At 70.0% G+C, this 14874-nt stretch carries 22 protein-coding genes and 1 riboswitch; of the genes, 7 read left to right on the top strand and 15 right to left on the bottom strand.

Annotation, left to right across the window (positions count from 1 at the left end; all coding sequences use genetic code 11):
- Positions 1 to 11 precede the first annotated feature (11 nt).
- The 12 genes from E5671_RS40490 to E5671_RS40435 all read right to left on the bottom strand — a co-directional run bounded on the left by E5671_RS40490 (position 12) and on the right by E5671_RS40435 (position 7334).
- A complete protein-coding gene (locus E5671_RS40490; RefSeq protein ID WP_160509196.1) occupies positions 12 to 323 on the bottom strand; it encodes a gas vesicle protein GvpK in 312 nt (103 codons plus the stop codon).
- Positions 320 to 508 carry a gas vesicle protein gene (locus E5671_RS40485; RefSeq protein ID WP_160509195.1) on the bottom strand — a complete coding sequence of 63 codons (189 nt, stop codon included), beginning with the start codon at positions 506 to 508 and terminating at the stop codon, positions 320 to 322. Before E5671_RS40485 ends, E5671_RS40490 begins: the two co-directional genes overlap by 4 nt.
- Positions 505 to 1293 carry a GvpL/GvpF family gas vesicle protein gene (locus E5671_RS40480; RefSeq protein ID WP_160509194.1) on the bottom strand — a complete coding sequence of 263 codons (789 nt, stop codon included), beginning with the start codon at positions 1291 to 1293 and terminating at the stop codon, positions 505 to 507. Before E5671_RS40480 ends, E5671_RS40485 begins: the two co-directional genes overlap by 4 nt.
- On the bottom strand, positions 1290 to 1682 hold the full coding sequence (locus E5671_RS40475; protein ID WP_160509193.1) for a gas vesicle protein: 393 nt from the start codon (positions 1680 to 1682) through the stop codon (positions 1290 to 1292). The genes E5671_RS40480 and E5671_RS40475 overlap by 4 nt, the downstream gene beginning before the upstream one ends.
- On the bottom strand, positions 1679 to 2749 hold the full coding sequence (locus tag E5671_RS40470; protein ID WP_160509192.1) for an SRPBCC family protein: 1071 nt from the start codon (positions 2747 to 2749) through the stop codon (positions 1679 to 1681). The genes E5671_RS40475 and E5671_RS40470 overlap by 4 nt, the downstream gene beginning before the upstream one ends.
- On the bottom strand, positions 2742 to 3428 hold the full coding sequence (locus E5671_RS40465; protein ID WP_160509191.1) for a DNA primase: 687 nt from the start codon (positions 3426 to 3428) through the stop codon (positions 2742 to 2744). The genes E5671_RS40470 and E5671_RS40465 overlap by 8 nt, the downstream gene beginning before the upstream one ends.
- Positions 3425 to 3688, bottom strand: a complete 264-nt coding sequence (locus E5671_RS40460; RefSeq protein ID WP_160509190.1) for a gas vesicle protein GvpG — start codon at positions 3686 to 3688, stop codon at positions 3425 to 3427. The genes E5671_RS40465 and E5671_RS40460 overlap by 4 nt, the downstream gene beginning before the upstream one ends.
- A 3-nt stretch (positions 3689 to 3691) precedes the next feature.
- Positions 3692 to 4471 carry a GvpL/GvpF family gas vesicle protein gene (locus E5671_RS40455; RefSeq protein WP_160509189.1) on the bottom strand — a complete coding sequence of 260 codons (780 nt, stop codon included), beginning with the start codon at positions 4469 to 4471 and terminating at the stop codon, positions 3692 to 3694.
- Positions 4468 to 4893, bottom strand: a complete 426-nt coding sequence (locus tag E5671_RS40450) for a gas vesicle structural protein GvpA (protein ID WP_160509188.1) — start codon at positions 4891 to 4893, stop codon at positions 4468 to 4470. The genes E5671_RS40455 and E5671_RS40450 overlap by 4 nt, the downstream gene beginning before the upstream one ends.
- Positions 4894 to 4954: 61 nt before the next feature.
- Positions 4955 to 5320 carry a gas vesicle protein GvpO gene (locus E5671_RS40445; RefSeq protein WP_160509187.1) on the bottom strand — a complete coding sequence of 122 codons (366 nt, stop codon included), beginning with the start codon at positions 5318 to 5320 and terminating at the stop codon, positions 4955 to 4957.
- Positions 5321 to 5389: 69 nt separating this feature from the next.
- Positions 5390 to 5878 carry a phage holin family protein gene (locus E5671_RS40440; RefSeq protein WP_160509186.1) on the bottom strand — a complete coding sequence of 163 codons (489 nt, stop codon included), beginning with the start codon at positions 5876 to 5878 and terminating at the stop codon, positions 5390 to 5392.
- Positions 5838 to 7334, bottom strand: a complete 1497-nt coding sequence (locus E5671_RS40435) for an amidase (protein WP_160510734.1) — start codon at positions 7332 to 7334, stop codon at positions 5838 to 5840. The genes E5671_RS40440 and E5671_RS40435 overlap by 41 nt, the downstream gene beginning before the upstream one ends.
- 163 nt (positions 7335 to 7497) lie before the next feature.
- Here E5671_RS40435 and E5671_RS40430 point away from each other — a divergent pair, with 163 nt between their 5' ends.
- The 4 genes from E5671_RS40430 to E5671_RS40415 all read left to right on the top strand — a co-directional run bounded on the left by E5671_RS40430 (position 7498) and on the right by E5671_RS40415 (position 10204).
- Positions 7498 to 8133, top strand: a complete 636-nt coding sequence (locus E5671_RS40430) for an ATP-dependent Clp protease proteolytic subunit (RefSeq protein ID WP_160509185.1) — start codon at positions 7498 to 7500, stop codon at positions 8131 to 8133.
- 7 nt (positions 8134 to 8140) lie between these two features.
- Positions 8141 to 8449 (top strand): hypothetical protein, encoded by a 309-nt coding sequence (locus tag E5671_RS40425; protein ID WP_160509184.1) that lies wholly within the window; start codon positions 8141 to 8143, stop codon positions 8447 to 8449.
- A 335-nt stretch (positions 8450 to 8784) separates the two neighbouring features.
- A riboswitch (cyclic di-AMP (ydaO/yuaA leader) is annotated at positions 8785 to 8977 on the top strand.
- Between the two features lie 3 nt (positions 8978 to 8980).
- Positions 8981 to 9454 (top strand): C40 family peptidase, encoded by a 474-nt coding sequence (locus E5671_RS40420; protein WP_160509183.1) that lies wholly within the window; start codon positions 8981 to 8983, stop codon positions 9452 to 9454.
- 183 nt (positions 9455 to 9637) lie between these two features.
- Positions 9638 to 10204, top strand: a complete 567-nt coding sequence (locus E5671_RS40415; protein WP_237330346.1) for a DUF6328 family protein — start codon at positions 9638 to 9640, stop codon at positions 10202 to 10204.
- Here E5671_RS40415 and E5671_RS40410 read toward each other — a convergent pair.
- A complete protein-coding gene (locus tag E5671_RS40410) occupies positions 10182 to 10811 on the bottom strand; it encodes a LysE family translocator (RefSeq protein ID WP_160509182.1) in 630 nt (209 codons plus the stop codon). The genes E5671_RS40415 and E5671_RS40410 overlap by 23 nt on opposite strands.
- Positions 10812 to 10939: 128 nt before the next feature.
- On the opposite strand from E5671_RS40410, the gene E5671_RS40405 reads away from it, so the two are divergent.
- Positions 10940 to 11851, top strand: a complete 912-nt coding sequence (locus E5671_RS40405) for a LysR family transcriptional regulator (protein WP_160509181.1) — start codon at positions 10940 to 10942, stop codon at positions 11849 to 11851.
- Here E5671_RS40405 and E5671_RS40400 read toward each other — a convergent pair.
- Positions 11840 to 12307 (bottom strand): ATP-binding protein, encoded by a 468-nt coding sequence (locus E5671_RS40400; RefSeq protein WP_160509180.1) that lies wholly within the window; start codon positions 12305 to 12307, stop codon positions 11840 to 11842. The genes E5671_RS40405 and E5671_RS40400 overlap by 12 nt on opposite strands.
- A 272-nt stretch (positions 12308 to 12579) precedes the next feature.
- Here E5671_RS40400 and E5671_RS40395 point away from each other — a divergent pair, with 272 nt between their 5' ends.
- Entirely contained in the window at positions 12580 to 13440 is an 861-nt protein-coding gene (locus E5671_RS40395; protein ID WP_160509179.1) for a helix-turn-helix domain-containing protein, read from the top strand.
- A 9-nt stretch (positions 13441 to 13449) separates the two neighbouring features.
- Entirely contained in the window at positions 13450 to 13674 is a 225-nt protein-coding gene (locus E5671_RS40390; protein WP_160509178.1) for a DUF397 domain-containing protein, read from the top strand.
- Here E5671_RS40390 and E5671_RS40385 read toward each other — a convergent pair whose 3' ends face one another.
- The gene (locus E5671_RS40385) at positions 13675 to 14817 is read right to left on the bottom strand and encodes an 8-amino-7-oxononanoate synthase (RefSeq protein WP_160509177.1); all 1143 of its coding nucleotides are present in this window, start codon (positions 14815 to 14817) and stop codon (positions 13675 to 13677) included.
- Positions 14818 to 14874 lie beyond the last annotated feature (57 nt).

The raw sequence follows: 14874 nt of genomic DNA, 5'->3' as shown, positions 1-14874 counted from the left end.
TGCCGGGGGAGTTACTCCCTCGGCAGCAGCGGTCCCAGCGGCCCGAGGTCCAGATTCAGGTCCTCGGGCTTCAGGCCGTAGCGCTCGCGCAGTTCGGCCATGCGGTCGTCCAGGAGCATCAGCGTGAGCCCGATGCGCTCCTCCTGGTCCTCGTCGAGCTCCCCGGTGTCGAACCGGCGCACTGCCTGCCGCTCCATGAGCTGACGCAGCAGTTCCACGACGGTCAGGACGAGTTTGATCAGGTCGCGTTCCACCGTGTCCGGCTCGAGTTCGAGCCGGTTCTTCCTCGTTGCCCGCTCCCGCCCCTGCTCCCGCTCGCTCACAGCAACTCCTCGAAGGGTGAGGGGACTTGCTCGTTCACCGAGCTGATGAGCGCGTTCAGGTCGATGCGGACGAGATCGACGTCCGCGATGCGCAGGGTGAGGTCCCCGGTGATGACGACCCCGCCCGCGAGCAACCGGTCGAGCAGGTCGACCAGGGCGACCTCCCGGCGTTCGACGACGGTCACGGTCCCACCTCCCCCGCGGTGTCGTCCCCTTCGGCCTCCAGGCCCGCGAACGAGTACGCGGCCCACGGACCGGTGAGCTCCACGCGCAGACCTGACTCCTCGCCCTTCACGCGTTCCACCAGTTCGACGAAGGCTTCCGATTCCGAACGCGGCACCAGATAGGCCGCGTTGAGTACGTTGCGGCCCGATTCCTTGGAGAGCGCGGAGTTCTGGGGCGCGTGCAGCCGGGCGTCCTCCGCCCGCGCGCAGAGCGTGTCGTGCAGCCGGCGCGCGAACTTCTCGGCGCTCTCCCACATCTCTTCGTGGGCCCTGTTGCGCTGTCGGCGCTGGCGTAGATAGTCCCGGCCCGTCGCCGCCTTCTCCGGCTCCGGCGCCGGGCGGGCGGCCTCCCCGTCGGAGTAGATCTTGACGCCCCATTCCACGCGGCCGTCGAGCCGGTCGAGTGTCCGCCCGAGGGAGTCCTCCCGCGCCTCCATCATCGCGCGCACCCCAGCATCGTCCCGGAAGACGGTGGCGAGCCGCAGCGGCAGCGGGGTCGTGACCGCGGTGAGCGCGTCGATGACGGACTGGTGAGCGCGAGCGGTCGCGCTCAGCCAGTCCAGATCCTCCAGATGGCGCCGGAGCGGCTCCTCGGCGAAGTCCCGCTCCGGCACGGTGCCGACCACCGCGATCAGGCCGTGGTGCGCCAGCTGGCCAGGGGGCGCGCCGTCCACTCCGGTCACCTGCGCCTGGAGCGCCGCGTCGAAGGGGCGGCAGATCGCGTAGACGTACCGCAGTCCACTCATGTGCTTTCCTCCGCCTTGCCGCGCTTCGTCCTGCCTTGCTCGGCCTTGCCCTGCTCGGCCTTGCCTTGCTCCGTCCTGCCTCGCTCCAGCTGCTCCAGTTCGGCGACATGGGCTCGCAACTCGGCGTTCTCACGGGTGAGTTCATCGCGACGCGCACGGGTGGACAGCGCGGGGTCGTCCTCCCACCAGTCGATCCCCATCTCCTTCGCCTTGTCGACGGAGGCGACGATGAGCCGCAGCTTGATGGTCAGGAGCTCGATGTCGAGCAGGTTGATACGGATGTCTCCGGCTATCACGATCCCCTTGTCGAGCACCCGCTCCAGGATGTCGGCGAGGTTCGCGCCGCCGCCCTGCCCGTACGGCTCCGGCATTCGTCCAGCCATCGTCATCTGCGACTCCCGCTCGCCGCGACGTCTTCGTCGTACTTCGCCTCTTCTTCTCCCTCGTCCTCCTCGTACCTCGCCTCGTCGTCCTCGTCCTCGCCCTCGTCCTCTTCTTCCTCCTCGTAGAACTCCTCCGGTTGTTCCTCGTCGCGCTCGTACTCGTCCTCGGCGACGTCCTCCGGTTCATCCTCGGCGCCCTCGCCCTGCTCCGCCGCGAGTGCGTCCTCGTGGCTGTGGACGACCTCGCCGTCGCGGATCTCACCGCGCCAGCCGTCCTCCGCCTCACCCTTGATGGTGATGAACCGCGCGAAGTTCTTCAGGTCGAGCCGGGCCCGGCGGCCCTGCGCGCGCCAGATGTTGCCGGTCTTCTCGAAGAGGCCCTTCGGGTAGTACTCCAGGACCAGCAGAACGCGCGTGAGGTTCTCGGCCAGCGAGTGGAAGGAGACGACGCCCTTCGTCGTGCCCTTCGCGCCCTCCGAGGTCCACGCGATCCGGTCGTCCGCGACCTGTTCGGTGGTGTGGGCCTTCCAACTCCGCTTGGACCAGAAGACCTTGGCCTGCCAGTCGGAGGTGGTGTCGTCGGCGTGGTTCGCACTGTTGACGCCCTTGGCGAAGGTGCTGAACTCCTGGTACTGGGTCCACTGGTCGTACGCCGTGCGCAGCGGCACGCCGACGTCCACGAACTCCATGATGACCGTCGGCTTCTTGCCGGCCCCGCCCTTGCGGCGGCCCTTGCCTTCGGTCAGGTTCTTGAAGGCGCCGACCACACTGTCCTTGGCCCGTCCGGCGCCGATCTCGACGGCGGACCGCAGAGGGCCTTTGCCCTCGGCCATTTTGCGGCCACCGTCGCGGGCGAGCTTGGCGAACCCCGGGCTGTTGCCCTCGGCGATGTCGTTGAGCTTGCCCGTCGTCTCGCCGAGCTTGTGGCCCACGCCGACAAGCAGCCGCTGCGCCTGGGCGCCGAGATATTCCTGGACCTCTGTCTTCAGCCGGTCGGCGGCCTCGCTCTGCGCGATGCCGGCGAGCGGATTGTCCTTCGACTTGCCCGTCGCGGACTTCAGGGTGTCACTCATCGCGGCCCCCTTCCTTCGGCAGCCGGGCCCCGGTGGCACGGCGCGCGGAGGTCTTCGCCGCGGCCCTGGCGGGGGCCTTCTTCGCCGTCTTCTTCGCAGGGCTCTTCTGTGCCGCCGTCTTCCTGGCGGTGCTCTTCTTGGCCGCCGCCTTCTTGGGAGCGGCCTTCTTCGCGGGCGCCTTCTTCCTCGCCCGGGGCTTCTCGTCGGACTCCTCGTCGGACTCCGCCTCAGCGGACTCCTCGTGATCCCGGTCGTCCCGCTCGTCCCGCTCGCCCCGGTCGCCCTCGTCGTCGTACTCCTCGTACGCGTCGTCCGGCTCTTCTGCCTCTTCCTCGCCGCCGCGACCCGGTATGTCCGGTGCCACGCCCGCGAGTTGGTCCCGCACATCCGCCGTCCGGCCGTGCAGCCGGTCGGCGAGGCCCGAGATCTGCCGCTCCACCAGGGCTCCGGTCGCGGCCTTCCCGACCCCGCGCATGTCCTCGCGCAGCTGGTCGCCGATCTCCTTGAACTGCGGGTTGTTCTGCAGCTGTTGAGACAACAGGTCGCCCAGGGCCCGCGGGCTCAGGTTCATCCGCTTGCCGGCCACCATGGTGCCGACCGCGAACGCAAACTTCATCTTCTTCGTACGTCCGAGGACGTATCCGGCCCCTACCGCGAGGCCAAGTCCCAGTCGATTCATCGTGTGGTCCCGTTGTCAGTTCCCGCGCCCGTGCGCAGGCCGATTTCCAGGCGGTCGAGCAACTCGTCCTCCCGGCGGTCGAATTCCTCCTCGCCGAGCTCCCCCGACTCGAGCTGCTGCTCGAGAAGGGCAAGCTCGGACCGGACGGTGGCCGGGTCGTAGTACAGGCGCTCGGCCTCGGCGAGTACCTGGCTCACCGCCCAGAGGCCGCCGCGCACCGGGGCGAGCGGCAGCATCAGTACTTCGCCGATCAGTCCCATGCGCTACTCCCGGCCGGCCTGTGAACCGGCGGACTCCGGCGTGGCTCCCGTCGGCTCGGAGGGCCCGGGCTCGACGAAGCTGTAGGGCGGCAGCGGGCCGTTGACGCGCAGTTCGATGTGCGGGTGGGTCTTGCGGACCTCCTCGACGGCGGCGAGGAACACCTCGGCCGTCTTGCGCTCCACCAGGAACGAGAGGTTGGCCAGCCAGCCCGTGGACTCGGGGCCCACGCTGACGGAGTGCGCCGACGGCTCCAGGGCGCGGTGCAGTTCCACCGCGTCCTCGGCCTCGCGGCTCTGGAGTGCGGCCACCACCATCTCGCCGAGCTGCAGCTTCTGTTCGTAACTGCCGCCACCCGCTTGGCGGTTGGCCTCGGCGAGCGCCTGCACCTCGGGGTTGTCCGCCATCACGCGGTGCAGTGCGGCCTGTTCGTCGTGGCTTGCCTTGACGTTGTACTCGACCTTGCCCGCCAGCGTCGAGAGCCGCTCGCTGTAGTGCTCGGCGCGCTCCGCGAGGACACTCGTGACGGCCGCGTCGTCAGGGGCGACGTTGCCGAACCGCATGGGAAGGACCGGACCCGCCGCGCCCGCCTCGTTCAGCACGTTCTGGTGGGCCAGCAGGTCGTTGCGCTTGGCGCGCAGCCCTTCGGGGGCTTCGCTGACGATCGCCGCCAGGCCGCCTTCCTTGAGGATGCGCACGGGGCGCGAGGGCTTGCCCACGCCGTCCATGCCTTCGGGGAGCGAAGGGTGTGAACTCGCGGTGATGCCGTAGACGTACGTGCTCATTCCTGCTCCTCCTTCCTGCGCGCCGACGTGCTCTTACGGGCGCGCGGACGGGACTCCGACTGGCTCTCTTCACGGGACTGCTTGAACGCGTCGGAAATGGTCTCGGCCGCGCCGGAAAGGGCGCCCTTCGACTTGCCGCGCGCACCGGATTCGGTGATCTCGCCCATGAGGTCGGGGAGTCCGGGGTCCTTGCGCGGGCCCGCCTCCAGGTCGAGGCGGTTGCACGCCTCGGCGAAGCGCAGATAGGTGTCGACGCTGGCGACGACCACACGCACATCGATCTTCAGGATCTCGATGCCGACGAGCGAGACACGCACGAAGGCGTCGATGACGAGACCGCGGTCGAGGACTAGCTCCAGGACGTCGTACAGGCCACTGGTGCCGCCCGATCCGCCGGCTTGCTGTGCAGGGACAACGGTCATGCCGGTCTGCCCTCCTTGTCTGGGAAGTCTGTGGAAAATCCGCGGAACCCGCGCTGCGGCTCTAGCGGCCGCCGGCCTTGTGGGTGTCGGCGCGACCGCGTTCGTAACGGCGGATGCGCCGGTAGCCGAGGAGTTCGCCCTGCGGGTCGCACTGCACCTGATAGCTCGCGAGGAGACTCATCGTGTCCGGTACCCGCGAGAGCTCCAGGACCTCGATGTCGAGCGTCCAGCCGTCCTCGGTCTGCTCGAAGGACGACACGGACTCGACGGCCATCCCGGTGAGCTCAGTGAGCTGGGTGCGTGCTGTGCGCAGCACCTCCATGGGGCCGGGGCGGCGCTTCGCCCCGCCGCGTTCCGCGTGTTCGGTTGAATTCCGCGAGTTCTGTGAACCCGCCTTCTTCTTCTCTGGATCCGACGATGTGTTCAATACAGCCACCTCGATCCCCCGGGTGGCCCGTAAGCCGTTGGCCAAACATCTCTGGTCAGGTGTCCCGGCTCACGGCTCACGACGGTGCGGCGCCTCGGGATCCACGCCGCCCGGGCGCGTCGCGTCGACGGTCGGCGGCGACGTCGGCCGTTCAGGCGTCGGCGGTGTCATGGGCGGAGGGCTCATGGCCGGCCCGTCCACGGACGGCCCGTCCACGGACGGCAGGTCCGCGGCGGGCCGGTCCGTGGAAGGACCGTCAGTGGAAGGGCGCTCCGCGGAAGGGCGGGCCGCGCTCCGCAACAGATGGGCCACGACACCGAGCACCACCGCGGTGATCAGCGCGGCCGCCCAGTCGGGTAGCCCCAGAGCCAGCGCGAGGCCGATGGCGAGGGCCAGCGCGGCGCCCGCGTAGAGGCCGACGGCCCCCGCACCGGCGTACAGCGCGGCCTTGCGGCGCTGCTTGCGCGTCTGCTCCCTCAGTTCGTCCCGTACGGCCTCGCGGGCCGCGCGCGTCAGTTCATCGACGAGGCTCTTGTCCAGATGCTCCAAACGATTCATGGCGCCCGAGTACCCGGCCGTCCGACCGCGTAACGCTCAGCCCCGGCCTGCGCTCGCCGTGCCCGGTGGCTTGTTCAAAGGCGTGACCGATCTGCAGAACCCGTAGGTCGCCGCGGTGCGGGCCGACGATCTGCAGCCCTACCGGCAGTCCGACCTGGCTGAATCCGGCGGGCACCGACAGGGCCGGGCTGCCGGTCGCGGACACCAGGTACGCCGAGCGCATCCAGTCCAGGTAGTCCTCCATCGGCACCCCGTCGACCTTGTCCGGATACTCCAAATCGATGGGGAACGGCAGGACTTGGCTCGTCGGCAGAACCAGCGCGTCGTAGCGCTCGAAGAACTCCCTCACCCGGTGGAACAGTTCGCCGTGCAGCACGGTGGCCCGCTCCAGGTCGAGGCCGGTGAGCGTGCGCCCCTGCTGTACGTTCCGGACCAGGCTGGGTTTGATCCGGTCCGCCGCGGTCTCCAGGAGCCCACCGAGCGCCAGGTGGAACTGCCAGGCGCGGAAGGTCCGGAACACCTCGTCGGCGCCGGACAGATCGGGGCAGGCCTCCTCGACCGTGCACCCCAGGCCGGCGAAGGCCGCGACAGCGGGTGCGAGCACGTCGCTGACCTCTCGGTCGACGGGCACCGCTCCTCCCATGTCGGGCGACCAGGCGATCCGCAGCCCTCTCAAGTCCCGCTCCAGCGGCCCGCCGAACGCGCTCCCCGGCGTCTCCAGGGCGATCGGCGAGCGCGGGTCGGGCCCCGCGACGACGGACAGCAGCAGGGCCGCGTCGGCGACCGTGCGCGCCATCGGCCCCTGCACGGCCATGGTCGACCAGGGGGCGGTCTCCGGCCAGCTCGGCACCCGGCCCGGCGAGGGGCGCAGGCCCACCACGTTGCAGAACGAGGCGGGGTTGCGCAGCGAACCGCCCATGTCGCTGCCGTCGGCCAGGGGATGCATGCCGCACGCGAGCGCCGCGGCCGCTCCCCCGCTGCTGCCGCCCGCCGATCGCTGAAGGTCGTACGGGTTGCGGGTGGCCCCGAAGACCGGGTTGACGGTGTGCGAACCGGCCGCGAACTCGGGGACGTTGGTCTTGCCGACGGTGATCGCCCCGGCGCCCCGGATGCGTTCGACGATCAGCTCGTCCCGGTCCGGGACGTTGTCGGCGAGGAGCGGCGTCCCGTAGGTGGTCCGGATGCCACGGGTGTCGTGCGTGTCCTTGTGGGCGACGGGCAGCCCGTGCAGCGGGCCGAGCGGCGCACCGCGCACGGCGGCCTCGTCGGCGGTGTGCGCCTCGGCGAGCGCGCGCTCCGCCACGAGGGTCACCACCGCGTTCACGGCGCCGTCGACCTGCTCGATCCGGTCCAGATGCGCCTGGACGACCTCGCGCGCGGACAGCTCGCGGGCGCGGATCCTGGCAGCGAGTTCGCGGGCGGTGAGGTGGACGAGCTCGGAGGCTTCAGGGCTCATACGACGGCGCTTTCGGCTCGGGGCGGCGGAGATCGCGACGAGGCGGAGTATGCCCACGTCGCCGGATCCCCCGAACATGCCCCCACCAAGGTTACGTACGTCCTGTACATTTTTTACAGGAAGCCTTGGGGAGCAGCCGACCCCGGCAGAGGAGAGACGTGCCATGAACCGACCGTTCGCCCGCTATGTCCTGCCCGAGTTCACCGAACGCACCAGCACGGGGCAGCGGACCCTCGATCCGTATTCGAAGCTCTTTGAGGAACGCATCGTCTTCCTGGGGACGCCGATCGACGACACGTCGGCCAACGACGTGATGGCGCAGTTCATGCACCTCGAATATCTGGCGCCCGACCGCGACATCGCGCTCTACATCAACTCCCCCGGCGGCTCGTTCAGCGCGATGACCGCGATCTACGACACTATTCAGTTCGTCACCTGCGACGTGGAGACGACGTGCCTCGGGCAGGCCGCGTCGTCGGCCGCCGTCCTGCTGGCCGCGGGCACCCCCGGCAAACGGTTCGCGCTGCCCGGCGCCCGGGTGCTGATCCATCAGCCTTCGCTCGCCGAGCCGGTCCACGGCCAGACGTCCGACCTGGCGATCCAGGCCGACGAACTCCTGCGCACCCGCGCTCAACTGGAGAAGCTGCTCGTCCAACACACGGGCCAGAGCGCGGAACGCGTCGCGGCCGACATCGAGCGGGACAAGATCCTCAGTGCGTCCGAGGCAGTTGACTACGGCCTGGTGGACCGGATCATCCCGAGCCGCAAGTCGTCCCTGCGCACGCCGGACGCGGGGTGAACCGCCGATGCTGCCACCCGAGCTCCCTCCGCTGCCCGCACTCACCCGCGCCGAGGGCGAGTTGATCGACCGCTACCTCGAAGTGGTCGACCTGGTGGGCCGGATCAACCCCGCCCGAGCCTCGGACACCTACGGCGGACTGCGCGCCGCCCAGGCCCTCGTCGGCAGGGCCAGTGCCCTGCGGGACGCGCTGACGCTCATGCATCAACGGGGCGAGAGCGCCGTGCACGCACCGACACTGGCCCGGGCACTGCGGGTCCTCGACGGAGAGCGGCGGTCCGGACGGGTCATCGTGCCGCCCTCGTCGCCGTCCTGAGCACCCGTCACCTCCTCCTCCGAAGCCCGAGGCGTCCGGGGCCGATCTCAAACGAACCAAACGGGCTACCTCGTTCGGCGTAGACATGCGTCGTTGTTCGGGCCGTCTTCAGTTGCGTCAGATGTGTACGCGGGGGCCGGAATTCCTCGTTCCGGTGCTGGTCGAACGATCGTCTGGTGCCGTGACCGGATCCCGAAACCGACCTTGTCCACCCGAACGGTTCAGCCGTGAGGAGCCTCACAAAACGCCGTTTCGGCTCGGAATTCTTGCCCTTGACGGGTCAAGATCCCTTCCGACGACAAGCCCCCGCCACAGCGGCGGGGCGGTCCGGGCGGACGCCGAATCCTGCCGCCGCCCGGATGACCGGTCGACATCGGTGCATCGGCAGGAGTGGAGGACCCAGGCATGACGGGTCGGTCCGGAAGGTCCGGACGACGACCCTTGGGGTGAAGCCGCACACCGCGGCCGGGCAACTTTGTCAGCCCGAATCCGACAGGTCATCCTTCACAGGCGGTTGACGAAGGGTTGCGCATGACCGCGCTGAATCATGTTCCGTCGCTGCTCACCAGGGCCGGTTCCGTATCGGCCCTCACGCTCGCCGTCGTAGGCGGCACCCTCGTGGCCCCGGGGCTCACGTCGGAGGCAGAGGCCGCGACACACGGGACGAAGGCGCTCAAGATCGCCGCCTCCAAGAAGGGCTCGCCGTACCGCTACGGAGCGACGGGGCCCAACCGGTTCGACTGCTCGGGCCTGACGCAGTACTCGTTCAAGCGCGCGGGCAAGAAACTGCCACGCACCGCCGGACAGCAGTACAACAAGACCCGCCACGTCTCCGCGTCCAACCGCGCCCGCGGCGACCTGGTCTTCTTCCACTCGGGCCGGAACGTCTACCACGTAGGCATCTACGCGGGGAAGGGCCGGATCTGGCACGCCCCCAAGTCGAACACCGTGGTGCGGCTCGAGAAGATCTGGACGAAGAGCGTCTCGTACGGCCGGGTGCGCTGATGGCCCGTCACTGATCCCCGGTAGCTGACCTGTCGGAGGGCGGTGGCGGTGGCCTCACGGCCGCTGCCACCGCTCGGTCGCCGCTCGGTCGGCGCTCGGCCACCGCTCAGTCGGCGCTCAGTCGGCGCTCTGATCGGCGCGCCCGCCAGGCGTGGAGCGCGTCGACGCGGATACTCGTGCGCCATGGCCGAAAACAACAGTTCTTCCACTGCGGGTGAACCATCGCGCAACGAGACGCGCTTCGAACGTGCCGATCGCAATTTCTCGGAGATCCTCCAGGAACTGCGGGTCACGCAGGCCGGGGTGCAGATCCTCTTCGCGTTCCTGCTGACGCTCGCCTTCACCGAGCGCTTCCCCTCGCTCGACACGATGCAGCGCGCCACCTACGTGACCACGCTGCTGCTCGCCGTCCTCGCCGCGGCGTTGTTCACCGCTCCGGCCGCCGTGCACAGGTGGCTGTTCGGGCAGCACGCCAAGCCGCTGATCGTGCGGGTGTCGTCCCGCCTCGCCGGCGTCGGTCTGGGGGTCCTGGTGTTCGCGGTCTCCGGCGCCGTACTCCTGGTCGTCGACGTGGCGGTGGGCAGGACCGGCGGGATCATCGCGAGCGCGGGCACGCTGGTGGTGTGCGCGGGCCTGTGGGGCCTGCTCCCCCTCCTGGTGCGTGGCGCGGCGGACAAGAACGAGGACGAGGGCGACGACGGCAAGGCATCGGGCACGTCGCACGACATCAGGCGACCAGGGCCTCGGTGAGGAGCACCAGGCCGAGCACGCTGAGCGCGACGCCGGTGCCGCCCTCGATGGCGCGGGCCGTGCGCGGCCTGCGCAACCACCGCCCGAGGCGGTCGACCAGGAGCGCGACGACCGGGAACCACACCAGGGCGAGGGCCACGATGATGGACGCGAGCAGCAGTGTCCTCGGCATCGCGGGGCTGCCCGCGGGGACGAACTGGGGCAGCACGCTGAGGAAGGTGATGGGCGCCTTGGGATTGAGGGCGTTGGTGAAGAACCCCTGCCGCAGGCTGCCCCCGACCGCCTCCTGTCCCGCACCCTCCCGGGCGCCGAAGCTCTCCAGCGGCCGCGCCGCCGACCGCAGCGCGCGATACCCGAGGTAGAGCACATAGGCCCCGCCCGCGGCCTGCAACGCCCGGAAGAGCGTGGGAACCGCCGCGAGGACCGCCGCGACCCCGGCCACCGCGAGCGCCGTGTGCACCAGGAGCCCGCCCGCCACACCGATCGCGCAGGTGACCCCGGCGCGGCGGGAGGCGAGGGCGTTGCGCACCACGACGGCGAAGTCGGCACCCGGCATGGCGACCATGCCCGCGGCGACTCCGGTGAAGGCGACCAGTTGTGCGTCCATGGCGTCAAGGCTGGCGTACTTCTGCCTTCAGCAGGTATGTGGAATATCCTGGGTCTGCCTTAAGCAGGCCTTTAGCCCCACGCCGACGGACACCGCACCTCCCGCCGGCTCCTGCACCGGGAGAGACCATGTACGACCCGACGCGGCTCGCCGCACTGGTGGCGGTCTCCGAGGCCGGGTCGATCACCCGCGCCGCCGAACGCCTCGGCTACACCGTGCCCGCCCTCTCCCAGCAGCTGGCCAAGCTGGAACGGGAGGCGGGCACCGCGCTCCTGGTCCGGCACCACCGTGGCGCACGGCTGACCGGTGCCGGTGAGCTGCTGCTCGCGCGGGCGCGCAGGGTCCTTGACGAGATGGAGCAGGCCCGGCACGAACTGGCCCAGCTTGCGGGCCTTTCCGGCGGCAGGCTGCGCGTGGGGACCTTCACCACGGCCGGGATCCATCTGGTGCCGCCCGCGCTGACCGCGTTCCGCCGCGCCCATCCGGACATCGATCTGACGGTACGGGGCTATGAACCGCCGCTCGGCATCGCGGCCGTGGCGGCGGGCGAGGTCGACCTGGCCCTCACGCACACGTACGAGCCCGCGGATCCGGTGCCGCTGCCCGCGTCCGTGACCGCGGAGCCGATCCTGGTCGAGGAGCTCGTCCTGGTGACCTCCCCCGGACACGCGCTCGCGAACTCCCCCTCGCGGCTGCCCCTGAGCGAGCTCGCCGGTCAGCCGCTCATCAGCATGGCGCCGACGCATCCGCCACGGCAGGGCGTGGAGTCCGCGCTCGTGCGGGCCGGCGCGACGCCCTCGGTCCTGGTCGAGACTCCGGGCTACGCGCTGGTGTGCGCGCTCGTCAGCGCCGGGCTCGGCGTCGCCGTCGTACCGGAGATGGTGGCGCGGACGGCGGCGACACCGGTGGGGACGAGGCCGCTGGAGCCCGGCAGTCTGCGCCGCACGATCTCGGTCGTCCACCGCGTCGACGAGCCGCATCCGGCGGCGGACACCTTCCGGGCCCTGCTCCGGGGTGCCTTCGGACGCTCAGCGGGGTGAGGGCGAGGCCGAGGGCGCCGTGGCCCCGTCGCGGACCGGCGCGGTCCACGGCAGCGCGATCCAGACGGTCTTGCCGCCCTCGGGGGTGGGCGCGACCGACAGCCTGCCGCCGCACTCCATGGTCAGCCAGCGGATGATCACCAGGCCGCGGCCGTTGTCCTGCTGGACTGCGGCGGGCAGCCGCTTGGGGTAGCGGGGATGGCTGTCGGTCACGCCGATGCGCAGCTGCTCGTCCCGGTCCAGCTCGATGTCCACCCTGAAGGTGGGCGACTCGCCCCGGGTGTGCTGGACGGCGTTCGTGGCCAGTTCGGAGACGATGAGCCGGACCGTGTCGGCCGCTTCGGTCTCGCCCGGCAGGCCCCACTCGGCAAGGATGCTCGAGACGTATTTGCGGGCCGCGGAGACCGAGGCAGGATCGCTCGGCAGGGTGACGGATGCTTCCTGAAGGTCTGCCATGGCGACGTTGTCCCTTTCCCACCGGGGCTCGGCTCCGACCCGTAGCGAAGGCACGAGGACAGTCCCGGAATGGTGCTTCGCGCCAGCCTGCCACTCTTGGACCCCTCACAGGTGTCCATCCACCAAGATGTGCATATATCTGTCGCTCAAAGCGGTGAACTCTGCTACGAGAGACCGTATTTGGGCGCGAGGTCGGCGCTTCCTCTACTGTCGCCCCTGAAGAGGCTCGGGGAGGCCGGAAAAGGGAACACTCCGTCGGGAAGGAGACGGACATGCGGTACGGTCCCGCGGTGCGCCGCCGGAAACTCGGCGCCGAACTGCGTGCGCTGCGCACGCGCGCCGGGCTCACCAGCGGCCAGGCGGCGGGCCGGGTCGGCTGGCATCAGTCGAAGGTCAGCCGGATCGAGACGGGGCGTAGCAGCGTCAAGGCGGCCGACGTAGGACTGCTGCTCGATGCGTACGAGGTGGGGGACCCCCAACTCCGCCAGTTGCTGGTGGCATTGGCGGGCTCGGACGACGACGGTGGACGCCGCCACTGGTGGCACGCCTATCGCGAGCTGCTGCCGCCCGCATACCGCGACTTCATCAGCCTGGAGTCACAGGCCTGTCGGATGCGCACCCTGGAGACCACCGTCGTGCCCGGCCTTCTCCAGACGCCGGACTACGCGCGTGCGGTGACGCGGGCCGCGCTCGACGGGCTGCCGGACGAGCAGGTGGACACGCTGGTGGAGGTGCGTCTGGCACGTCAGGACGTACTGCGCACGGCTCCGCCGCTGCGACTGAGCGTGATTCTGGACGAGGCGGTGCTGCACCGGCCGGTGGGCGGCAACCAGGTGCTAGCGGGTCAGTTGAAACGGTTACTAGAAGCCGCACAGTTGCCCCATGTACGACTTCAGGTGCTGCCGTTCGCCGCCGGAGAGCACGTGGGTCTCATCGGCTCTTTCGTTATCTTCTCATTTCCGAACATTGCTGATCTGGATGTGGTTGTTCTCGACCACTTGACGAGTAGCCTCTACCTCGAACGGAAAGAAGACCTTCAGGCATACACGGAGGCCTTCAACTCCCTTCAGAGAAAGGCACTTTCACCCGAGGAATCAACGGATCACATCGCCGGGATACGTGACGGCGCGTAAGGGGGCACCATGACTGCACTGCCTCGGCACGTACCTTCCAGCACATCTCTGCACGGCGCACGGTGGTACCGCAGTAGCCGCAGCAACGGCATGAACAACTGCGTGGAGACAGCCCCTCTCGCTTCAGGGCCGAAGCAGGGGCTGCTCGCCGTGCGCGACTCGAAGAACACGGCAGGGCCCGCCCTGCTCTTCTCACCCGCGACATGGGAGGCCTTCGTCCACGGCCTCCGGTGACTACCGGGGTGCGGCGCGGCTGATCACTCGTACGGCATCGGCGATCTGTGCGTCGGTGAGATCCGCACGGGCGGTCAGCCGCAGCCGTGAGATGCCGTCGGGCACCGACGGCGGACGGAAGCAGCCGACGGCGAGGCCCGCGCCCCGGCAGTCGGCGGCCCACCGCACGGCCGCTTCTGGTGAGGGTGCGCGTACGGAGACGACGGCGGCGTCGGGGCGTACCGCCGTGAGACCTTCCGCCGTGAGGCGTTCGTGCAGCTCGGCCGCGACCGAGCGCGCCCGCGCGGCGCGCTCCGGCTCCCTGCGAAGCAGCCGCAGGGCCGCGAGTGCCGCGCCCGCGGCGGCGGGAGCGAGCCCCGTGTCGAAGATGAACGTCCGGGCCGCGTTGACCAGATGGTCGATGACCTTGGCGGGCCCGAGGACCGCACCGCCCTGACTGCCGAAGGACTTCGACAGGGTGACCGTGGCCACGGTGTGGGCGGTGCCCGCGAGTCCGGCCGCCTGCGGGGCGCCACGGCCGCCGTCCCCGAGCACACCGAGCCCATGGGCGTCGTCGACGACGAGACCGGCACCGAACTCCCCGCAGACAGAACTGAGTTCGGTCAGCGAAGCCGCGTCGCCGTCGACCGAGAAGACCGTGTCCGACACGACGACCGCGGGCCCCGCGTGCGCGTCCAGCGTCTTGCGCACCGCTTCGGGGTCGGCGTGCGGCACCACCTGCGTCGTACCGCGCGCCAGGCGGCAGCCGTCGATCAGCGAGGCGTGGTTGCCCGCGTCCGAGACGATCAGCGAACCGTGCGGGGCGAGGGCGGTGACGGCGGCGAGGTTCGCGGCATATCCGGAGGAAAGGACCAGAGCGGCCTCGAAGCCGCAGAACTCGGCGAGCTCGCGTTCCAGTTCCGCGTGCAGTTCGGTGGAGCCGGTCACCAGGCGCGAACCGGTCGCTCCGCCTCCCCAGCGCCGGGCCGCGGCTGCCGCGCCCTCGGTGATCTCGGGGTGCCTTGCCAGGCCCAGGTAGTCGTTGCTGGCCAGGTCGAGGAGACCGCCCGCGTCGGCGGGGCGGGGGCGCAGGGTGCGGACGAGTCCGGCCCGTGCGCGCAGGCTCGCCTGCTCGTCGATCCAGTCGAACGGCGAGCTCGCCATGGGTCCCCTCCGGGTCGTAAGGATTGGCCGGTTTGTAGACAGTGCACAGACCCTAGC

It is taken from the genome of Streptomyces sp. BA2 (assembly GCF_009769735.1).
In the GTDB taxonomy this organism is placed as follows: domain Bacteria; phylum Actinomycetota; class Actinomycetes; order Streptomycetales; family Streptomycetaceae; genus Streptomyces.
Note: the sequence above shows the minus strand (reverse complement) of the source record. Positions and strands in the feature narration are given on the sequence as shown.

Coding starts and splice junctions, on each gene's coding strand:
- E5671_RS40435 (WP_160510734.1), bottom strand. CDS start 7,334: ATGAGCCCTGAAGCCTCCGAGCTCGTCCACCTCACCGCCCGCGAACTC.
- E5671_RS40420 (WP_160509183.1), top strand. CDS start 8,981: ATGACCGCGCTGAATCATGTTCCGTCGCTGCTCACCAGGGCCGGTTCC.
- E5671_RS40455 (WP_160509189.1), bottom strand. CDS start 4,471: ATGAGCACGTACGTCTACGGCATCACCGCGAGTTCACACCCTTCGCTC.
- E5671_RS40460 (WP_160509190.1), bottom strand. CDS start 3,688: ATGGGACTGATCGGCGAAGTACTGATGCTGCCGCTCGCCCCGGTGCGC.
- E5671_RS40400 (WP_160509180.1), bottom strand. CDS start 12,307: ATGGCAGACCTTCAGGAAGCATCCGTCACCCTGCCGAGCGATCCTGCC.
- E5671_RS40470 (WP_160509192.1), bottom strand. CDS start 2,749: ATGAGTGACACCCTGAAGTCCGCGACGGGCAAGTCGAAGGACAATCCG.
- E5671_RS40480 (WP_160509194.1), bottom strand. CDS start 1,293: ATGAGTGGACTGCGGTACGTCTACGCGATCTGCCGCCCCTTCGACGCG.
- E5671_RS40405 (WP_160509181.1), top strand. CDS start 10,940: ATGTACGACCCGACGCGGCTCGCCGCACTGGTGGCGGTCTCCGAGGCC.
- E5671_RS40385 (WP_160509177.1), bottom strand. CDS start 14,817: ATGGCGAGCTCGCCGTTCGACTGGATCGACGAGCAGGCGAGCCTGCGC.
- E5671_RS40415 (WP_237330346.1), top strand. CDS start 9,638: ATGGCCGAAAACAACAGTTCTTCCACTGCGGGTGAACCATCGCGCAAC.
- E5671_RS40440 (WP_160509186.1), bottom strand. CDS start 5,878: ATGAATCGTTTGGAGCATCTGGACAAGAGCCTCGTCGATGAACTGACG.
- E5671_RS40465 (WP_160509191.1), bottom strand. CDS start 3,428: ATGAATCGACTGGGACTTGGCCTCGCGGTAGGGGCCGGATACGTCCTC.
- E5671_RS40430 (WP_160509185.1), top strand. CDS start 7,498: ATGAACCGACCGTTCGCCCGCTATGTCCTGCCCGAGTTCACCGAACGC.
- E5671_RS40395 (WP_160509179.1), top strand. CDS start 12,580: ATGCGGTACGGTCCCGCGGTGCGCCGCCGGAAACTCGGCGCCGAACTG.
- E5671_RS40450 (WP_160509188.1), bottom strand. CDS start 4,893: ATGACCGTTGTCCCTGCACAGCAAGCCGGCGGATCGGGCGGCACCAGT.
- E5671_RS40475 (WP_160509193.1), bottom strand. CDS start 1,682: ATGACGATGGCTGGACGAATGCCGGAGCCGTACGGGCAGGGCGGCGGC.
- E5671_RS40390 (WP_160509178.1), top strand. CDS start 13,450: ATGACTGCACTGCCTCGGCACGTACCTTCCAGCACATCTCTGCACGGC.
- E5671_RS40410 (WP_160509182.1), bottom strand. CDS start 10,811: ATGGACGCACAACTGGTCGCCTTCACCGGAGTCGCCGCGGGCATGGTC.
- E5671_RS40425 (WP_160509184.1), top strand. CDS start 8,141: ATGCTGCCACCCGAGCTCCCTCCGCTGCCCGCACTCACCCGCGCCGAG.